This window comes from Acinetobacter sp. ANC 4216, from assembly GCF_004331195.1.
Taxonomy (GTDB): domain Bacteria; phylum Pseudomonadota; class Gammaproteobacteria; order Pseudomonadales; family Moraxellaceae; genus Acinetobacter; species Acinetobacter kookii.
Genome location: NZ_SJOC01000028.1, coordinates 1 through 16,923, shown reverse-complemented (window position 1 = coordinate 16,923; position 16,923 = coordinate 1). Strand labels below are relative to the sequence as shown.

The 16,923-nt window shown below is 42.8% G+C and carries 16 protein-coding genes and 1 pseudogene; 6 read left to right on the top strand and 11 right to left on the bottom strand.

Annotated elements, in window-relative coordinates:
- A partial coding sequence (locus E0H88_RS15400) for an ISNCY family transposase (protein WP_131274974.1) occupies positions 1-1,139 on the bottom strand: 1,139 nt, incomplete at its 3' end.
- Between the two features lie 169 nt (positions 1,140-1,308).
- Between E0H88_RS15400 and E0H88_RS15395 the strand changes: the two genes are divergently transcribed.
- A complete protein-coding gene (locus E0H88_RS15395) occupies positions 1,309-2,271 on the top strand; it encodes an Imm49 family immunity protein (protein ID WP_131274972.1) in 963 nt (320 codons plus the stop codon).
- A gap of 313 nt (positions 2,272-2,584) precedes the next feature.
- On the opposite strand, the gene E0H88_RS15390 is transcribed toward E0H88_RS15395, so the two are convergent.
- The 7 genes from E0H88_RS15390 to E0H88_RS15360 all read right to left on the bottom strand — a co-directional run bounded on the left by E0H88_RS15390 (position 2,585) and on the right by E0H88_RS15360 (position 9,836).
- Entirely contained in the window at positions 2,585-3,022 is a 438-nt protein-coding gene (locus E0H88_RS15390; RefSeq protein ID WP_131274970.1) for a 2-amino-4-hydroxy-6-hydroxymethyldihydropteridine diphosphokinase, read from the bottom strand.
- On the bottom strand, positions 2,979-3,359 hold the full coding sequence (folB, locus tag E0H88_RS15385) for a dihydroneopterin aldolase (RefSeq protein ID WP_131274968.1): 381 nt from the start codon (positions 3,357-3,359) through the stop codon (positions 2,979-2,981). Before folB ends, E0H88_RS15390 begins: the two co-directional genes overlap by 44 nt.
- Before the next feature lie 137 nt (positions 3,360-3,496).
- On the bottom strand, positions 3,497-4,795 hold the full coding sequence (locus tag E0H88_RS15380) for an ABC1 kinase family protein (protein ID WP_131274966.1): 1,299 nt from the start codon (positions 4,793-4,795) through the stop codon (positions 3,497-3,499).
- Between the two features lie 58 nt (positions 4,796-4,853).
- Positions 4,854-5,609 (bottom strand): HesA/MoeB/ThiF family protein, encoded by a 756-nt coding sequence (locus E0H88_RS15375; RefSeq protein WP_131274976.1) that lies wholly within the window; start codon positions 5,607-5,609, stop codon positions 4,854-4,856.
- Between the two features lie 153 nt (positions 5,610-5,762).
- Positions 5,763-7,409, bottom strand: coding sequence for an AMP-binding protein (locus E0H88_RS15370; protein ID WP_131274964.1), 1,647 nt, complete (start codon positions 7,407-7,409; stop codon positions 5,763-5,765).
- A 241-nt stretch (positions 7,410-7,650) separates the two neighbouring features.
- On the bottom strand, positions 7,651-8,787 hold the full coding sequence (locus tag E0H88_RS15365; protein ID WP_131274962.1) for an acyl-CoA dehydrogenase family protein: 1,137 nt from the start codon (positions 8,785-8,787) through the stop codon (positions 7,651-7,653).
- A 278-nt stretch (positions 8,788-9,065) separates the two neighbouring features.
- The gene (locus E0H88_RS15360) at positions 9,066-9,836 is read right to left on the bottom strand and encodes a 3-hydroxyacyl-CoA dehydrogenase (protein ID WP_131274960.1); all 771 of its coding nucleotides are present in this window, start codon (positions 9,834-9,836) and stop codon (positions 9,066-9,068) included.
- 156 nt (positions 9,837-9,992) lie between these two features.
- Between E0H88_RS15360 and E0H88_RS15355 the strand changes: the two genes are divergently transcribed.
- From E0H88_RS15355 to E0H88_RS15340, 4 genes are all read left to right on the top strand, one after another.
- The gene (locus E0H88_RS15355; RefSeq protein ID WP_213074934.1) at positions 9,993-11,015 is read left to right on the top strand and encodes an AraC family transcriptional regulator; all 1,023 of its coding nucleotides are present in this window, start codon (positions 9,993-9,995) and stop codon (positions 11,013-11,015) included.
- Positions 11,016-11,223: 208 nt separating this feature from the next.
- The gene (locus E0H88_RS15350; RefSeq protein ID WP_131274956.1) at positions 11,224-11,577 is read left to right on the top strand and encodes a hypothetical protein; all 354 of its coding nucleotides are present in this window, start codon (positions 11,224-11,226) and stop codon (positions 11,575-11,577) included.
- 571 nt (positions 11,578-12,148) lie between these two features.
- Complete coding sequence (locus E0H88_RS15345) at positions 12,149-13,117, top strand: aliphatic sulfonate ABC transporter substrate-binding protein (RefSeq protein ID WP_131274954.1); 969 nt, start codon at positions 12,149-12,151, stop codon at positions 13,115-13,117.
- Complete coding sequence (locus tag E0H88_RS15340; protein WP_131274952.1) at positions 13,117-13,947, top strand: ABC transporter permease; 831 nt, start codon at positions 13,117-13,119, stop codon at positions 13,945-13,947. The genes E0H88_RS15345 and E0H88_RS15340 overlap by 1 nt, the downstream gene beginning before the upstream one ends.
- Before the next feature lie 37 nt (positions 13,948-13,984).
- On the opposite strand, the gene prmC is transcribed toward E0H88_RS15340, so the two are convergent.
- Positions 13,985-14,803 carry a peptide chain release factor N(5)-glutamine methyltransferase gene (gene prmC, locus E0H88_RS15335; protein WP_131274950.1) on the bottom strand — a complete coding sequence of 273 codons (819 nt, stop codon included), beginning with the start codon at positions 14,801-14,803 and terminating at the stop codon, positions 13,985-13,987.
- Positions 14,803-15,891, bottom strand: a complete 1,089-nt coding sequence (gene prfA / locus E0H88_RS15330; RefSeq protein WP_092818289.1) for a peptide chain release factor 1 — start codon at positions 15,889-15,891, stop codon at positions 14,803-14,805. The genes prmC and prfA overlap by 1 nt, the downstream gene beginning before the upstream one ends.
- A 366-nt stretch (positions 15,892-16,257) precedes the next feature.
- Here prfA and E0H88_RS15325 point away from each other — a divergent pair, with 366 nt between their 5' ends.
- Positions 16,258-16,689: a hypothetical protein gene (locus E0H88_RS15325; RefSeq protein WP_131274948.1), complete on the top strand. Its 432-nt coding sequence runs from the start codon at positions 16,258-16,260 to the stop codon at positions 16,687-16,689.
- Between the two features lie 56 nt (positions 16,690-16,745).
- Here the strand turns inward: E0H88_RS15325 and E0H88_RS15320 are convergent.
- Positions 16,746-16,923 (bottom strand): annotated as a pseudogene (locus tag E0H88_RS15320) (IS4 family transposase); the annotation flags it as partial.

Sequence of the window (16,923 nt, the reverse complement as noted above, 5' to 3'; positions counted from 1 at the left end):
AGTTTATTGAAGACGCTATAGTTGATCTTCCGTCCTTCATGCATGATGGCCACAGTGCCATCTGGATACTCCAGAAATGAAATGTATTGCCCAACAAGCTTATGATTCAGTGCTGTTGGCTCAAGCATATAAATACACTTGTCATACGTGATGGTCAGGTTCTTTGTGACCTTACGCGGTTCCTGCCAGGTGAAAATCTCCTCCAGTTCAGCAGCGGACTCTGTTAAAGGGCGATGCAAGTTCTTGGAATTCCTCGCACATTTGGCAAACTTCTGATTGAACTGCTCAATAAAGCAGGGTAGCCAGGCGTTGGCTTCGGCAATCGAACTGATACCTTCGAGGCGCATTTCCTTGATCAGACGATCCTGAAGTGTCCTGTTAGCACGTTCCACACGACCTTTGGCCTGTGGTGAGTTGGCAAAGATAATATCAATGTTTAACTCATTCAGGATCCGGCCAAATTGCGTGATCTGGCTGTCCTGACTGGATTTCTGGTTCACTCGGAATACCGAGTGTTTATCGCTGTAAAAGGCCAGCGGTTTGCCGTATTGCTCAATGTAGGCTCTGGTCGAAAGCATATAGTCAAAGGTCGTTTCAGCCTCACAAAAGCGCAGATGCAACAGCTTTCCAGTGGCATCATCGATATAAACCAGCAAACAGCATTTGGCGGCTCGTCCTTCAAACCAGTCATGATATGAACCATCAATCTGGATCAACTCACCGAAGCAATCCCGGTTATATCGAGGCTGATATGGCCGTTTCAGACGCTTGGATCGCGGAATCCAGAGTTGATTGGCAGTCATCCAGCGACGAACCGTTTCCACAGGAATATTCAGGTCAAACATGCTGCTGAGCTTCTCATGCGCCAAGGTTGGGCCAAAGCCCAGCAGATGTTCAGAAATAAGGGAAAGGCATTCAGACTTTACGGCTTCATCATGGCGACGATGACCCGGTTGACCACGACTGGCATGTGTCAGGCCTGAAATACCGTCTTGCTTGAGCTTGTGCAATAACCGGGTAATTTGACGGGTTGAAAGATTCAGAATTTCAGCAGCACGGACTTGTGTAATACGTCGATCTCGAACATCTTGCAGCACTGCAATACGTTGTATTTCCTTGTCAGACATAGTGATCAGCATCTCGATTCATATCCAGTCCATGATGTTGATGCGCATCATAGACCAGACATTTTTATTGGTGAGAATACAGACACTTTAAATGGTTTCTAACAATTACATTACGTATAATCGCCATTATGTTAAATAAAGACTAAACTTCTAACTATTAGAGTATTTGAGTTTCATATCCATGCAAATAAATATGATGTGTGCACGACGTGAATTTAAAAATGCACAAGAACGTTTTGATCATATGACAATGGTGATCGAAAGCTATTATAAAAATAAAGAACAGTTATCTTTATCTGCTGAAGATCAAAGTTATTTGCAGGAAAGAAATGGAAATCCATTTGCAGTAATACATTTCTTTTCAAGAGAGATTGATGCAACTATGGCAGGCGCTTGGATTTTTCATAAAGACTTAAAAAATTTAAAAAAGCTAGCCTATGTTTATTCAAAGCTCAGTATATTAAAAAGTGTAGAATATAGTGACCCAATGCCATTCTTTTTTCGTTCGGATTATAATAATGTCAAAGAACCGATGTTTCATATGCTGATGAGTGATAGTACTGAAATCAGAGATTTTTTAATTCGAAATATTGAAGAAGTTGCGAATAATACAGAAGACTTGGAAGATGAGTACGATTTAAATCGTCAAATGATTTACAACACCTTACTGATGTTGGAAGGCAAACAATTAGAACGCTTAAAACAACGCAGTCAGAAAGTCCTTGATGCACCGATGCCAAAGACTAAGCAATTTGCTAAAGAACTAGAACTCAGGAAATATGATTTTCAATTTTATATTGCATTTGCTGAACAAGATGTAGAAGGAATGAAAAAAGCCTTAGAACCATTTTTTACTAAAAAAATAGCTCAAGATGCAGCGAAGCATACACTGGTGTATTACGATTTTTATTTACAGCCGCAAGTTGTAATCTATGCAAAATTAGCATCCATGCATGGATTTGATTTAGGCATTGATCATGAAATTGCGCCTAAAGAATTAATTCAGTACGAGCCACTTCCTCGAGAAGAATACCAAGATATTGTCGATTTTATGAAAGCGTATAAATTAAGTTATCCGTATTCCTATTTACAAAATTGGGTTGATTATTATTTAAGAAAAACAGATCAGCTTTTTCCTGTGTGAAAATTAGTTAATTTAAGAATTTCTAAAATTAACATAATACACGTTATACGAAATTAAAATTTATTTATTATAAATCATTAATTTAAGTCATATTAAAAGCCTCATCTTCACCGATTGGGCTTTTTTTGATGATTTATCACGTTCCACGCCTAAGATTTAATTATTATTTACAATTTTAGTAAGTCAAACTTTATCAACACTCACCTCTTGTCCAATGTTTATTGCTTGATTAAACAAATTAAATGTTCAGGTTAATCTTATTTAACTTAGGCTATTTAATAAAAAAGACTATACTTGATTCATCGAATAAAAGTTATTTCATCCAATTGACCACTGGAAATTGATGATTTTCATGCTGAAAATCGCTACTTTGCCAAATATCAAGCATCGGTATTTTGACATCTAAAGCCAAAGGTAATTTTTTGGGGTTAAACCGCATATGCTCTAAGTCCTGTCCCCATGCAATTAAATCCACATCCAAAGAAATTTGATGTGAAGGTCGTACACGGCCAGAATACGCTTCCATTTTTTTTAATAGCACAATGATATCATCCGCCGACATGGCGGCTTTTAACAAACACGCCGCATTCCAGTAATCCGCCCCTACAGCATCGCGGCATGGAATCACATAAATTTTAGAAAATTGAACTTCTCCCAAACCGGAGATTTGTTTCATAGCGTTTTGAAAATGCTGTTGGGGATGACAATTACTCGCCAGAGCTAAGGCGAATATCGTTTCGGTGGCGTTCAAGACGAATTCCTACAGAATTTGCTTGCGCGATAATGGCAGGCTTACGGATGGTAATCATAATCGATTCTACTGCAGGAAAGGTAGTAAAAAGCGCATTGAGCACAAGTTTTGCTGCATGTTCAATCAGTTCTGGCTTGGCATCCTGAATAACTTTGGCAGAAATCTCGCAAATTTCAGCATAATTTAAAGTATCTTCCAGTTTGTCCGAATTGGAAGCCTGTTCCAGACTGGTCTGAATGGTCATATCCAGCATTAAAGGCTGCATGATTTGGCGTTCCCAGTTGAAACATCCCACCACGGTTTCAACCTTTAAACCTTCAATGATAATTGCATCCATTTGATCACTCGAGCATATGATATTTATAAATAATCTCCCTAAATCCCTCTTTATAAGAGAGGGACTTTTCATCGCTTATATTTTTCCAGCAATGAGACACTCCTCCCTTTATGAAAGCGAGGTAAGGAGGGATTAAATTAATGTTTTAACAACACATTTGGATCCAGAGTTTGCACCATTTGCAGGCGCTGGTCTGCATAAATATCGGTATATGGCGCGAGGATGCGCATAAAGCGATCGAAATACAGCATTTGCTTAAACAGCAAGGCAAAGTCACGCGGGAAACGAATGCCATGACGCTCGCCCACGCCCACCATATCCATCATGATGTCGTTTAAATCGGCCGGATTGGAAGTCAGTAACTCTTGAGGATCGGCCAAAAGTACCCCACTGAACAGACGTTCCAAATCGGCAGCAAGGACTTTGGTGTCAATCGCAACAGCGGTCATGCCCATTTTCAGCATGTTTTCTGCCATCAAGTTGTAGTCGGTTTTTTGCAGTGCATCCATAAAGGCAATACAGGCCGTCCAGACTTCAGGTTTCAGCTGACCAACGATGCCAAAATCGATAAAACCGACCCGGCCATCTTCAAGCAGCATCAGGTTTCCAGCATGCAGATCTGCATGGAAGCTGTTACACATCATCAAGCTGCCAAACCAGGTATTCATGGCGGTGATAAGCACTTGAGACGGGTCTTTAGCCACCTTTTTCACCACATCAAAATCAGTCAATGGTACGCCATATAAGCGCTGCATGGTCAATACACGGCGGGTTGAGTATTGATGATAAACTTTTGGTGCAGTGGCTTTCTGATTTTGCGTTATATTCAGATAATTAACAAAATCATCCAGATTTTGCGCTTCTTCAATAAAGTCGACTTCGCGCACCATACGGGTTTTAATTTCATCGACTATGTCAGCAAGTGAAGCAAATTTCACTTTCGGTACGGCTTTTTCCAGAACCTTGGTGGCCCAGTGCAAGACATTCAAGTCGGTATACAGGATGGTTTCTACACCCGGTTTTTGCACTTTAATTACGACATCTTCACCGCTCACCAGTTTGGCGGCATGAACCTGAGCAATAGAAGCTGAGGCTAAAGGCTTTTCATCAATGGACGCAAAGATTTCATCCAGATTTCGGCCTGCAAATTCAGAGGCCAATACGCCTTGCACATAACTAAAAGGCAAAGATGGGGTCTGATCTAAACAGCCCTGAAATTCTTCAACATATTCACGTGGAAATAATGAAGGTGTGCTGGCAATAAACTGTCCGAGCTTGATATAAGTTGAACCGAGTGATTCAAAAGTTTCACGCATGAGCTTGGCGTTACTTGGTTTTTCTGTGGCGTATTTAAAGCCGGCTTTTGCTGCAATTACAGCCGTTTCCCCAACACGGGCAACTGAACGCAGACCATCTAACCAGATATTGTTTTTCATAATGTCAGCTTAGAATTAAATTGTAGTGAGTGTAGCAAAAAAATATGCGCTTGCAGGTTTATCTTGCCTGACAGATTGGACAATCTGTATCTTTTTCGAAAGCAAGCAAGCGCTGTTTCATGCTTAAGCCATCCCAAAGCATCAGTTTCTGCTTCAGTGGTGTTTTGCCCAGTCCCAAATAGAGTAAAGCATGATGGGCTTGCAAGCTGGCCATCACATTCGGGGTTGTTGCTAATACGCCAGAATCGGCGCAGCGCAGGTTTTCATTGGCATGCTGTTCTTTGGGAAACAGACATTCATAGCAGGCAGATTCGCCTTCTACCATAAACAGCTGTCCCTGAAAACCAATTGCGGAAGCACTGATTAAAGGTACATTGAATTGCTTGCAAACTTGGTTAACCAGGTAACGCGTGGTGAAATTATCGCAGCCATCCAAAACCAGATCTTGCGCTGCAATCAATTCTTCTGCATTGCCCTCATCCAGTTTTACTGTTTGAGATTCAACACGGATATGCGGATTGATCTGCTGTAATCGCTTGGCCAGTATTTCAGCTTTATAGAAGCCAATATTTTCTTCTACATAGGCGATTTGCCGTTGCAAATTACTCATTTCAATGGTATCAGCATCAATTAAGGTGATTTTCCCCACACCTGCCCGAGCAAGCAGTTCAGCTGTGGTACAGCCAATTCCACCACAACCGACAATCAGGACATTGGCAAGTTTCAGTTTTTCCTGTGCTTCAATGTCCCAGCCCTCCAGCAGAATTTGACGGCTATAGAGATGCATTTCTTCATCAGTTAACTCTAGGTCCATATCTACATCAGTCACTTGCCAATCCCTATCCGTACAATCGCTTTATCTAAATTCAGCATGAATTATAGTTCAAAATAATGACTAAAGAAGACTAAATAAAAAAAGCACCCTTTCGGGTGCAAGAGCATGAAACTTTAAAAAACAAAAAAGGGTTTAACTGACTTTCTGGATTCCCTGCATGTTGGCAATTTCCTGCTGCTTGAGTAAATTGCGCTGAATTTTACCACTCGAGGTTTTAGGCAAGCCTTCGACAAATTCAATTTCTTTAGGATAGGCATGCTTCGATAAACGCGAACGGACATATTCCTGAAGTTTATGGCTTAACTCATCCGAAGCTGAGAATTGCGGTTTCAGCACCACAAAAGCTTTCACCACTTCGGTACGTTCCGGGTCTGGTTTGCCAATGACTGCAGACTCCAAGACTTCGGCACATTCCAGCAGCGTGCTTTCCACATCGAAAGGCCCCACACGATAGCCTGACGTTGTAATGACATCGTCTGCACGACCAATGAAATCTACACCTCCGAGTTCATTTAATTTCACCGTATCACCAGTTAAATAATAATGCCCAATGAATGATTTACGGTTATTGCCACCATAACCTTTAAACCAGGTTAAAGGCGATTGAGAAAAATCGATCGCCAAGGTGCCAATGCCGCCTTTTTCAACTTCTTCATGGTTTTGATTCAATACAGCAAAACGATGACCCGGGTTGGCAAAACCTGCGGAACCAACTTTCTTTTCATGTTCCAGAGCATGATGGTTGGCAATCACCATGCCCAGCTCAGTCTGTCCATATTGATCATAAATATTGACATTCAGGTCATGATTGAACCAGTGAATCACTTCCGGGGTTAATGGCTCGCCTGCGCTACTGACCGCACGTAAATGCTCTTTAATGGAAGGATCAAATTTTTCCTTGAATCCAAAGAACATCCTGAAAGCAGTTGGTGAACCAGTCAAATTGCTGACTTTATATTTCTTAATGATCTGCACGGCGCTGTCTACACTAAAGGCACGTTCATCCATAATGATGCTGTGCCCCAGACTTAAAGGTCCGGTAATGCCGTAATACAAGCCATACGCCCAACCCGGATCGGCCAGATTCCAGAAAGAATCCTGTTCACGTAAATCCACCGCGTGGATCATATAGCCTTTAAATGCCAGCAGCGCCTTTAAAGGAACCTGCACCGATTTTGCCAAACCTGTGGTACCTGAAGTGAACATCATCAGGAAATCATCTGCAAAAGTCTGCATCACCGGTTCAAAAGATTCTGACTGCCCAGCCAGTTCTGTCCAAAAATCGGCATCTGCATGACTTGAAGCATCATGTGGATGGACTGTTAAAATATGCGGTACGGTCACACCGTTCAGTTTTGAGCGTTGTTCTGCATTGGTCACAATCAATTGGGTTTTGGCGGTATTGATCCGGTGCTCAATGGCTTTGGACTCAAAAGCAGTAAACAATGGCTGGTAAATTGCACCCATGCGCCAGGTGGCTAAAATGGTAATCAGCAGTTCAGGCGTACGCGGCAATAAACCGGCAATGCAATCCCCTGACTTTAAGCCAATCGAGCTGAAATAATTAGCCAGTTTTCCAGAGGCTTCTGCCAGCTGTTCAAATGTCCATTCCGCAGATTCGCCATTTTTGCCTTCCCAGATTAAAGCCGTTTTATTTAAACCGAGATAACGATCACAGCATTCCACATAGGCATTGACTGACTCGGCAGTACCGACCAGTTGCTCTGCAAGAAAATCATCAAAATTAAACTCTTGATATGCTTGTTGTAGTGTCTTCATGACGACAACCTCTCATCCGTTATTTTATAAGCAAAGCTCCTGCTTTGCTGATCCATTTTGCTTATTGTTCTTACTCTAAACATGCCAAACCTGATTCAGCATCTTTAAGCTTTTTTACTTCACATTTGACTTAGATAAACATGATTTCCAGGCTCCTGCAATTTCCTTATCCATCAGAAAATGTGCAGGATTTGAACACCGACTAAAGTCTAAAATTTAGCCATTTGAAGCTTTAGCCGGTTTAGATTTTAGTCACTTCGCGTGCAATGACCAGGCGCTGAATATCCGAAGCCCCTTCATAAATCTGGCTGACCCGTACATCGCGGTAAATCCGCTCTACCGGGAAATCCGACACATAGCCATAACCGCCATGAATCTGAATGGCATCGGAGCACACCCGCTCTGCGATGGTGGATGCAAACAGCTTGGCCATAGAGGCTTCTTTTAAACAAGGCAGCCCTGCATCTTTTAAGGTCGCCGCATGGAAAATCAGTTGCCGTGCCGCTTCAATCTGGGTGGCCATATCTGCCAGACGGAATGCGACCGCCTGGTGCTGCACAATCTCTACCCCAAAAGCTTTGCGTTCATTAGCATATTCCACCGCAGCATCCAGTGCAGCACGCGCCATGCCGACGGATTGTGCTGCAATGCCGATACGACCGGATTCTAGGTTAGATAAAGCGATCTTGTAGCCTTCTCCTTCCTTGCCAAGTAGGTTTTCAGCAGGAATACGGCAATTTTCAAATATGATGGTGGCGGTATCTGAGCAATGCTGTCCCATTTTTTCTTCCAGACGAGACACGATATAGCCTTCTGTGTCTGTAGGAACCAGGAAACAGGAAATGCCTTTTTTCCCGGCAGCTTTATCGGTCACGGCAAAGACAATTGCCACTTGGGCATGTTTACCTGTGGTAATGAACTGTTTGGTACCATTCAATACCCATTCATCTCCTTCACGTTCTGCCTTGCATTCCAGTGCACCGGCATCGGAACCGGCTTGCGGTTCGGTTAAACAGAAGCAACCGAGCCATTCACCGGTGGCGAGTTTGCTGAGATATTTCTGTTTCTGTGCTTCCGTACCGTAACGCTGGGTGATGCCACATGGCAATGAATTTTGTACGCTGACAATGGTTGAAATCGCGCCATCACCTGCAGCAATTTCTTCCAGGACAACGACTAAGGACACATAATCCAGTCCTGCACCGCCCCATTGTTCGGACACGGTCATACCCAAAGCGCCCAACTCACCCAGTTCTTTCAGTTCTTGTGCGGGAAATTGCGCAGTTTTATCACGTTCTGCGGCAGTAGGTTTTAACCTGTTTTGCGAATAATTGCGCAACATGTCCTGAACCATCTTTTGTTCGTCATTTAAAATCATTGAGCTTCCCTCTCATGTTTCACATTCAGTTTTTAAAATTCTTTATTTATAAAAATTTAAGAAATATTTGATACACGACAATCCCATTCGCAACCTGACATACATCTAAAAGATAATGTTTCTGCGAGACAAGGGACTGTAATTTTGATTAAACAGGTTTTGCGAATGGGGATGGTTTTGCCTACTTTTCCCGAAAGAAAAGTAGGTCGAACCGAAGGTTAAACAGAGTTTTATTACATATTGAAAAGACTCCATCATGCCGCCGCAATTATCAATAATTACTTAGGCTGCATACGTATCGCGCCATCCAGACGAATCACTTCACCATTCAAATACGTATTTTCAAAAATATGCCCAACCAGATGTGCAAACTCTTCCGGTTTCGCCAAACGCGATGGAAACGGCACCATTTGTCCCAAAGCATCCTGCACATTCTGCGGCATGGCTTTCAGCATCGGCGTTTCCATAATGCCTGGTGCAATAGTCATCACACGAATCGCCTCACGTGCCAGCTCACGTGCCAACGGTAAAGTCATAGATACCACAGCACCTTTAGAAGCAGCATAAGCCGCTTGCCCGAGCTGTCCTTCAAATGCAGCCACTGAAGCGGTATTAACAATGACACCGCGCTCTTCTTCACCTGCCTGCAATTGATATTTCGCCATCAAACTTGCCGCAAAACGGATCATGTTAAAGGTGCCACTGACATTAATATTCAGTACTTTCTGGAACATGCCCAAATCATGAATGCCATCACGACCCAGTACTTTGGCAGACGGTGCAATTCCTGCGCAGTTCACCAGGCCATTTAACTGACCATACTGCTGCTCAATATTTTCAAAGAAGACTTTGACTGCATGCTCATCGGTCACATCCAGCTTGACAAAAACCGAATGTTCACCCAAGCGCTGCTGCATTTCCAGACCCAGCTCCTGGTTCATATCCACCATAATCACCTGAGCACCCTGACCCACCAGATAAGTGGCTGTGGCTGCACCCAAACCCGATGCACCGCCTGTCACGACAAATACTTTTCCTTGAATTTTCATTTTCTGTTCCTGTTAATTCTTTGAATAAACACTCGACTTAAGATGCAGAGTAAATGCAGTTCAGCTAGAGTACAATTTCCAAACCTTGCATCCTTTATGATGGATTTGGACAATCCAGATCACGGCAGCAAAAATACGGAATACGGATATCTGTACATGAATGAACAAGAGCTAAATTACAGTAAAGGTACAATCTCGATCAGCCTGGTGCATGAAGCGCTTTTATCTGCCCACCATCAGGGATTAAACACGCAAAACATCCTGATCAAATCCGGTATTCCTGTTGAGCTGCTGCACTCCAGTAAAGCCCGTGTATCTATTTCGCAATATGCCCAGCTCTGGACCGAACTGGCCGATGTCATGAACGACGAATTTTTTGGGATGGACAGCCACCCCATGCGTCGCGGCAGTTTTAAACTGTTATCCCAATCGGTCATGCATGCCGAAACCCTGGAAAAAGCCTTACAGCAAATTTTGCAGTTTTTAAATCTGGTTCTGGATGATTTTATCAGTCAATTATTTGTACAGGAAAACTATGCCTATATTGTGATTTATGAAAAGAAACAGACCAAAAGAATGTTTAGCTATGCCACCTATTTAATGCTGATTCATGCTTTGATGTGCTGGCTCAGCGGACAAAGGGTTTTACTCAACCAGATTCAGCTCAAATGTGATGCACCGCTGGATGATCAGGACTATAAAGTCCGCTTTTGTGAAAACATTCAATACAATAGCAATGAAAACTATATCCAGTTCGATGCCAATTATTTAAATATTCAAATTAAACAAGATAAACAGTCCTGGTATCAATTTATCAGGCAGACCCCGCACAACCTGCTGGTACGCTTTAAAAATCCGCATGCCATTAGTTCTCAAATCCGTAAACATTTAATGAATGTTCCACCTGCCGAATGGCTTGAACTTAATGAAATTGCCCAGCGTTTAAATATGTCTGATGCCACGATGCAACGACGTTTAAAAAGCGAAGGCGTCAGTTATCAACAGCTGAAAAATGATATCCGACGTGATACAGCCATTGAATTCCTGACTAAAACTGAAAAAACCTTGCAGGAAATTAGCGATGAATTAAGTTTTCACGATCCAAGTGCATTTCATCGTGCTTTCAAGAAATGGACGGGTGTCAGCCCAGGTGCTTATCGCCAAAACAAGGATCTATGAATTAATCTAATTAATAAAACAGTGTTTCCTTTCTCATGATTTAATAATTCTTTGCTTTTCATGAGTTTAAAAAATTGATCTATTTTTCGTCGGAATTTATTTGCAAAAAGTGACAAAATAGATTATTTTTCAACCAATTTAAAGGCATATCTTTATGTCTTTCTGCTGTACTCTCCCTGTTAAATCACCTTATATTAAAGGTTCTGACATGCTTAAGATGATTGATGTACTAGAGCAAAGCTTGGTGCAAAATTTTACTCATTCTCTCAACTCTCACACCGGTCAATTTGATGAGTTATTCAAGCAAGGCATTTTAAATACTTCTGATTCTGCACTTCAAAATGTAGTGGTCAATTTCTTCAATCGTGCAGATGCGATTGAAGCAGCGAAAGCACTGGATATCAGTGCTGAACGCATTGCCGCGCTGCAATCCGCTACAGCATTAAAGGATGATCAATATCTTGCAGATACGGCAAAAATTGTGGCGCTTTGTTTAGCCCTTGAAACCGATGCTCTGGCACAGGTTGAAGTTTCAGACTGCTTACAAGATTATCCGATGTAATCTTGCAGAATACAAAAAACGGCTTTTAGGAGCCGTTTTTAATGCCTATTATTCCTCAATCTTTAACCTGCATGAATATCCATGCTTCAATCTTGAACAACTTGCTGCGGTCCTGGGACTAATTCTGATCTTTTTTGTTTGTGTACCTGTTTAAGTTTTCCGGTGTAATATCTTCTTGGAAAAACAGCGCTCCATCATTGTTCAACCGCATTAAAATGTCAGTGTTATTCACTTATCAAACAAGTCAACAATTTATCGGTATTTTTATTATTTCAGATGTCACCGCCTAGAACCATTTGTCATTACATTGAAATGACCATGCAATAACAGCAAGCTTTTGCACAGTTAAATTTTCTTTATTTCCTTTTATTCATGTTGATGTATGTTTTTTATATAAAATGAAAAAGCAGAAACACTAAAAATAAATTTGGTTATATTTCAAAATCTTAATCTAAATTCATCAGCATATCTGGAATTAAGATAATTTTATAAAAATTACTTTTTTGTCTTCTGTCTTCACTCACTGGCACTATTCGCCGCATCTCATTCAAATCATTTAATTGGGGCGTTTATGCAAAATTCCGGCTTTGAAACCAAAATACTCACAGCGATCGCATTCGGCTTGGTCAGTCAATATAGCCTGGCAGCCCTCCCGGATACACTGAAGCTGGATTATGCCTATTACGCTCCGACCAGTTTGGTCGTTAAAGAGCAGAAGTTATTGGAAAAGGCTTTACCCAATACCCAGATTAAATGGGTATTTAGCCAAGGCAGTAACCGTTCACTCGAGTATTTAAATAGCGGCAGTGTGGATTTTTCCTCTACGGCAGGTTTGGCTGCTGTCCTGAGCCGTGCCAATGGCAGTCCAATTAAAACCGTTTATATCCAGAGTCAGCCTGAATGGACAGCCTTATTGGTTGCAAAAAATTCTCCAATTAAAAGCCTAAAAGATTTAAAAGGGAAAAAAATTGCCGCCACCAAAGGTACAGACCCTTTCCTGTTCACTCTGCAAGCACTGGAAACTGCGGGTTTGAATAAAAAGGATGTTCAGCTTGTCCATCTGCAACATCCAGATGGTAAAACCGCACTTGAACGTGGACAAGTCGATGCTTGGGCCGGTTTAGATCCGCTGATGGCTTCTGCTCAAGTGCAGTCAGGTGCAAAATTGCTGTATCGAAATGTCGGTTTTAATAGTTACAGTGTATTAAGCACCAAGGAACAATTTGCCAGCCAAAGTCCGGAAGCGATTGAAGCGGTGATTAAAGCCTACGAACAGGCACGTAAATGGGCCAAAGCCAATCCGGCTAAACTAGCCGAATTGTTGGCACGTGAATCGAAACTGCCTATTGCTGTAGCCAAACTGCAACTCAGCCGTACCAATTTTGAGCAAAACATCCCGACTGTAAAGCATATCAATGCCCTGAAAAAATCTGGAACCATTTTGACTGAAGAGGAACTGGTGCGTAACGGTACCAACGTCAATCAAGTCGTGGATCAACTGTTTGATGCCAAATATGCACAAAAGGTTGTAAAAAAATAATGAGTTCGTCTGCAACAACGAATAGATCACCGATTCAACCTGAAGTTGATAAAGTCCCAGCGCTTGGCTTGCTTAAGTTATTAAGCAAGCTGAAGGGCTTGGTCATCCCGGTTATTGCGTTAATCCTGTGTGAAGTATTGGTGAGAAATGGGGTGATTGAACCTTACCTGCTTCCTGCCCCAAGCAGCTTATGGCAGTCACTCCTGGAACTGTCTTCAGGCGATTTGTGGCTACATATCTGGACCAGTACCTGGCGGGTATTTCTTGGTTTCTTTATCGGTAGCGGACTTGCACTGATTTTCGCAATTTTTGTAGGTTTAAATAAACAGGCGGAAGAATTCCTAGAACCTTCTTTTTCAGCAATTAAGTCGATTCCAAGCCTGGCCTGGATTCCACTATTATTATTGTGGTTAGGCATCGATGAGGCCTCCAAAATTACCCTGATTGCCATCGGTGCATTTTTCCCGACCTATACCAATACCGTTGCCGCAATTCACGGCGTAGACCGCAAGCTGATTGAAGTGGCGCAAGTCTATCGTTTGAAATACTTTCAACAGATTAAGGAGATTGTACTTCCTGCGGCATCCCCGGGTATTTTAACCGGTTTACGCAACAGCCTGAGCTTGTCCTGGATGTTTATGATTGCCGCTGAACTGATTGCGGCCACTCAAGGGATCGGTTATTTGCTCAGTGATGGCCGGGAAACCTCCCGACCCGACATTGTGATTATTGCCATTATCTTACTGGCCATTTTAGGCAAAATGACCGATAGCTTAATGAAAATTGCTGAAAGCTGGCTGTTACGCTGGCGTGATGTGGTCAAAAAATAAAGCGCATGCTGCGCTTTATTTTTTTATCTTTTTAAGATTAATGTGGCCACTGCCCCAAAGTCACACGGTCATTACCGCCATAGTCTTTTACGGTACGCACTTGCTTATAACCGGCTTGAGTAAAGATATGCCGTACCGCATCCCCCTGATCATAACCATGCTCCAGCACCACCCAGCCATTGACGGTTAAATGCTTTTTGCCTTGTACAATAATCTGCTCCAAATCTGCCAGACCATGTTTGTCTGCCACCAAAGCACGCTCCGGTTCAGTCGCCAGATCCTGCATATGGATATCCTCCGCATCGATATACGGCGGATTGGAAACAATGACATCAAAGAACTCACGTCCCAAAGGTTTAAACCAGGAACCACAAACAAAACGCACATGTTCAAGGTCATGCTTTTCGGCATTAAACTGAGCAACGTCTAGAGTTGGTGCATAAATATCGGTTGCCGTAATAGACCAATCTGGACGTTCACTGGCAAGAGATAAAGCAATGGCTCCGGTTCCGGTGCCTAAATCGACAATTCGGGCATCTTCAGGCAAGTCAAGTTTCAGTACCGTTTCCACCAGTACTTCTGTGTCTGGACGGGGCACTAAAGTATCTTTAGTGACTTTTAAATCCAGTGTCCAGAATGGCTGTGACCCAGTGACATAAGCCAGGGGTTCACCGGCTGCAATACGTGCCAGGCCATTATGATATGCCTGTTCTTGCTCTGCTGTTAGTTCCAGAGTTTTTTTCAAAGGCAAATCAAAAGCATCTATTTGGGTAATGTGCTCAAGCAACCAGGCATTTTCCTGGCGTTCATAACTTTCAGCATCACCACGTAAGGCCAAGGCCTGTGCAATATTCATTAGCCACCATTCTGCTGTGCAAGAAGTGCCAGCTGGTCGGCCTGATATTCACGATGCAAGCTGTCCAGCAATTCGGTCAGGTCACCTTCCATCACGGCATCCAGCTTATATAAGGTCAGGTTAATACGGTGATCGGTCATGCGGCCTTGCGGATAGTTATAAGTACGGATACGTTCCGAACGATCGCCTGAACCCACCAGGTCACGGCGCATTTCCGAGGTTGCCGCATCTGCTGCTGCACGTTTGGCATTTTCCAGGCGTGAAACCAGCAGTGCCATGGCTTTGGCCTTGTTCTTATGCTGTGAACGTTCATCCTGACATTCCACCACCGTACCGGTTGGAATGTGGGTAATACGGACTGCCGAATCGGTTTTGTTAATGTGCTGACCACCGGCACCGGATGCACGGTAAGTATCAATACGCAAGTCTGCCGGGTTAATCTCTACCGAGGTATCGACATCGACTTCAGGCAAAATGGCTACCGTACAGGCAGAGGTATGCACACGGCCTTGAGATTCGGTTGCAGGAACGCGCTGTACGCGGTGTGCACCACTTTCAAATTTCAGGCGACCATATACCCCTTCACCATTAATCAGGCAGATGACTTCTTTATAGCCGCCATGCTCCCCTTCATTTTCAGACAGGATTTCTATGCGCCAGCCTTGGCTTTCTGCATATTTGCTATACATGCGGAATAAATCACCCGAGAAAATCGCAGCTTCATCGCCCCCGGTTCCGGCACGAATTTCCAGATAGGCAGAGTTGGCATCATTTGGATCTTTCGGAATCATCAGAATATTTAAGTCTGCTTCCAGTTGCTCCAGCAGTGCCTTATTATCTTTTATTTCTTCCTGAGCCATTTCCTTAAAATCAGGATCGCTCAACATGGCTTCAGCAGTTTGTATATCTTCTTCTGCCTGACGGAATTTGCTCCAGACTTCAGTAATTTCAGATAAATCACTATGCTCACGAGACAATTGGCGGAAGCGTTTGTTATCTGAAATCACTTCAACGTCGGCAAGTAATGCGTTTAATTCTTCGTGACGGTCAGAAAGTTGATCTAATCGTAAACGTAACGATTCTTTCATTTTGCTAAATATCTCAATACAAAGGCTATCTCCATGCCTTATAGGACATAGAGCAGCTCAAAAAAATTGTGCCTAGTGTAACGATTCTAAGGGTTAAATGACATAGATATTGTGGGGACAAAACCACATATAAAAAGGGATTGGTTCAAGATGAAACATCAAATCACGTCAGTTTTACGCAGATTTGCCTGATAAACGTGCGTTTTATGAGCATTTTTCAACTTTGTTAAAGAAACTTTACAAAGCAGACACTAAACGCCACAACTCTAGTTGATCCTCTCCACATTGTTGGAAAAAATTTTTGTTACATTTACCGACATCGAAAGAACTTACTTACAACGTTCACTTTTGGACATGGAGTTAACTATGAAACTTAATGCACTATTACTCAGCGCAACAATGGCAACCGCATCAATGTTTACCGTTTCTGCTCATGCCGACAACTCTACTCGTATTGCGGCAACCTCTGCATTAGGTAGCGTAGCAGGTACCGCAATTGGTAAACAAATGGGCGGCAATACCGGTGCAATGATTGGCTCTGCTATTGGTGGTGCGGGTGGTGCGGCAGTTTCTGCAGACCGACGTAATCGTACCGGTGCTGCCATCGGTGGCGGCCTAGGTGGTGTAGGCGGTTATGCAGTCGGTAAAAACATGGGTGGAACTACAGGTGGCTATATCGGTTCTGCACTAGGTGCTGCAGGTGGTTCGGTTCTGGGTAAAAAAGTATCGGAAGACCGTCGTGCTGACCAACGCAAATACAAAAAACACTCTAAAAAATATTATCGCAGCCACCGTTAATACACGAGCTGCACATAGAAAAAAAGCACCTTCGGGTCACTGCTGTCCCACAAATATCACAAGAAGAACCTCAATTGAGGTTCTTCTTGTTTTCGCCATTTTTTATCAGGCACAAAGAGTGACCTTAAAAGTTTCCTTTCAAATAAATTGACCTGAATAATTCGCAATAAACGCTGAATACTCCATTCTTCTTGTGCCATGTGTTTAGCGAAGTTCACCAGCAAATAGGCGATT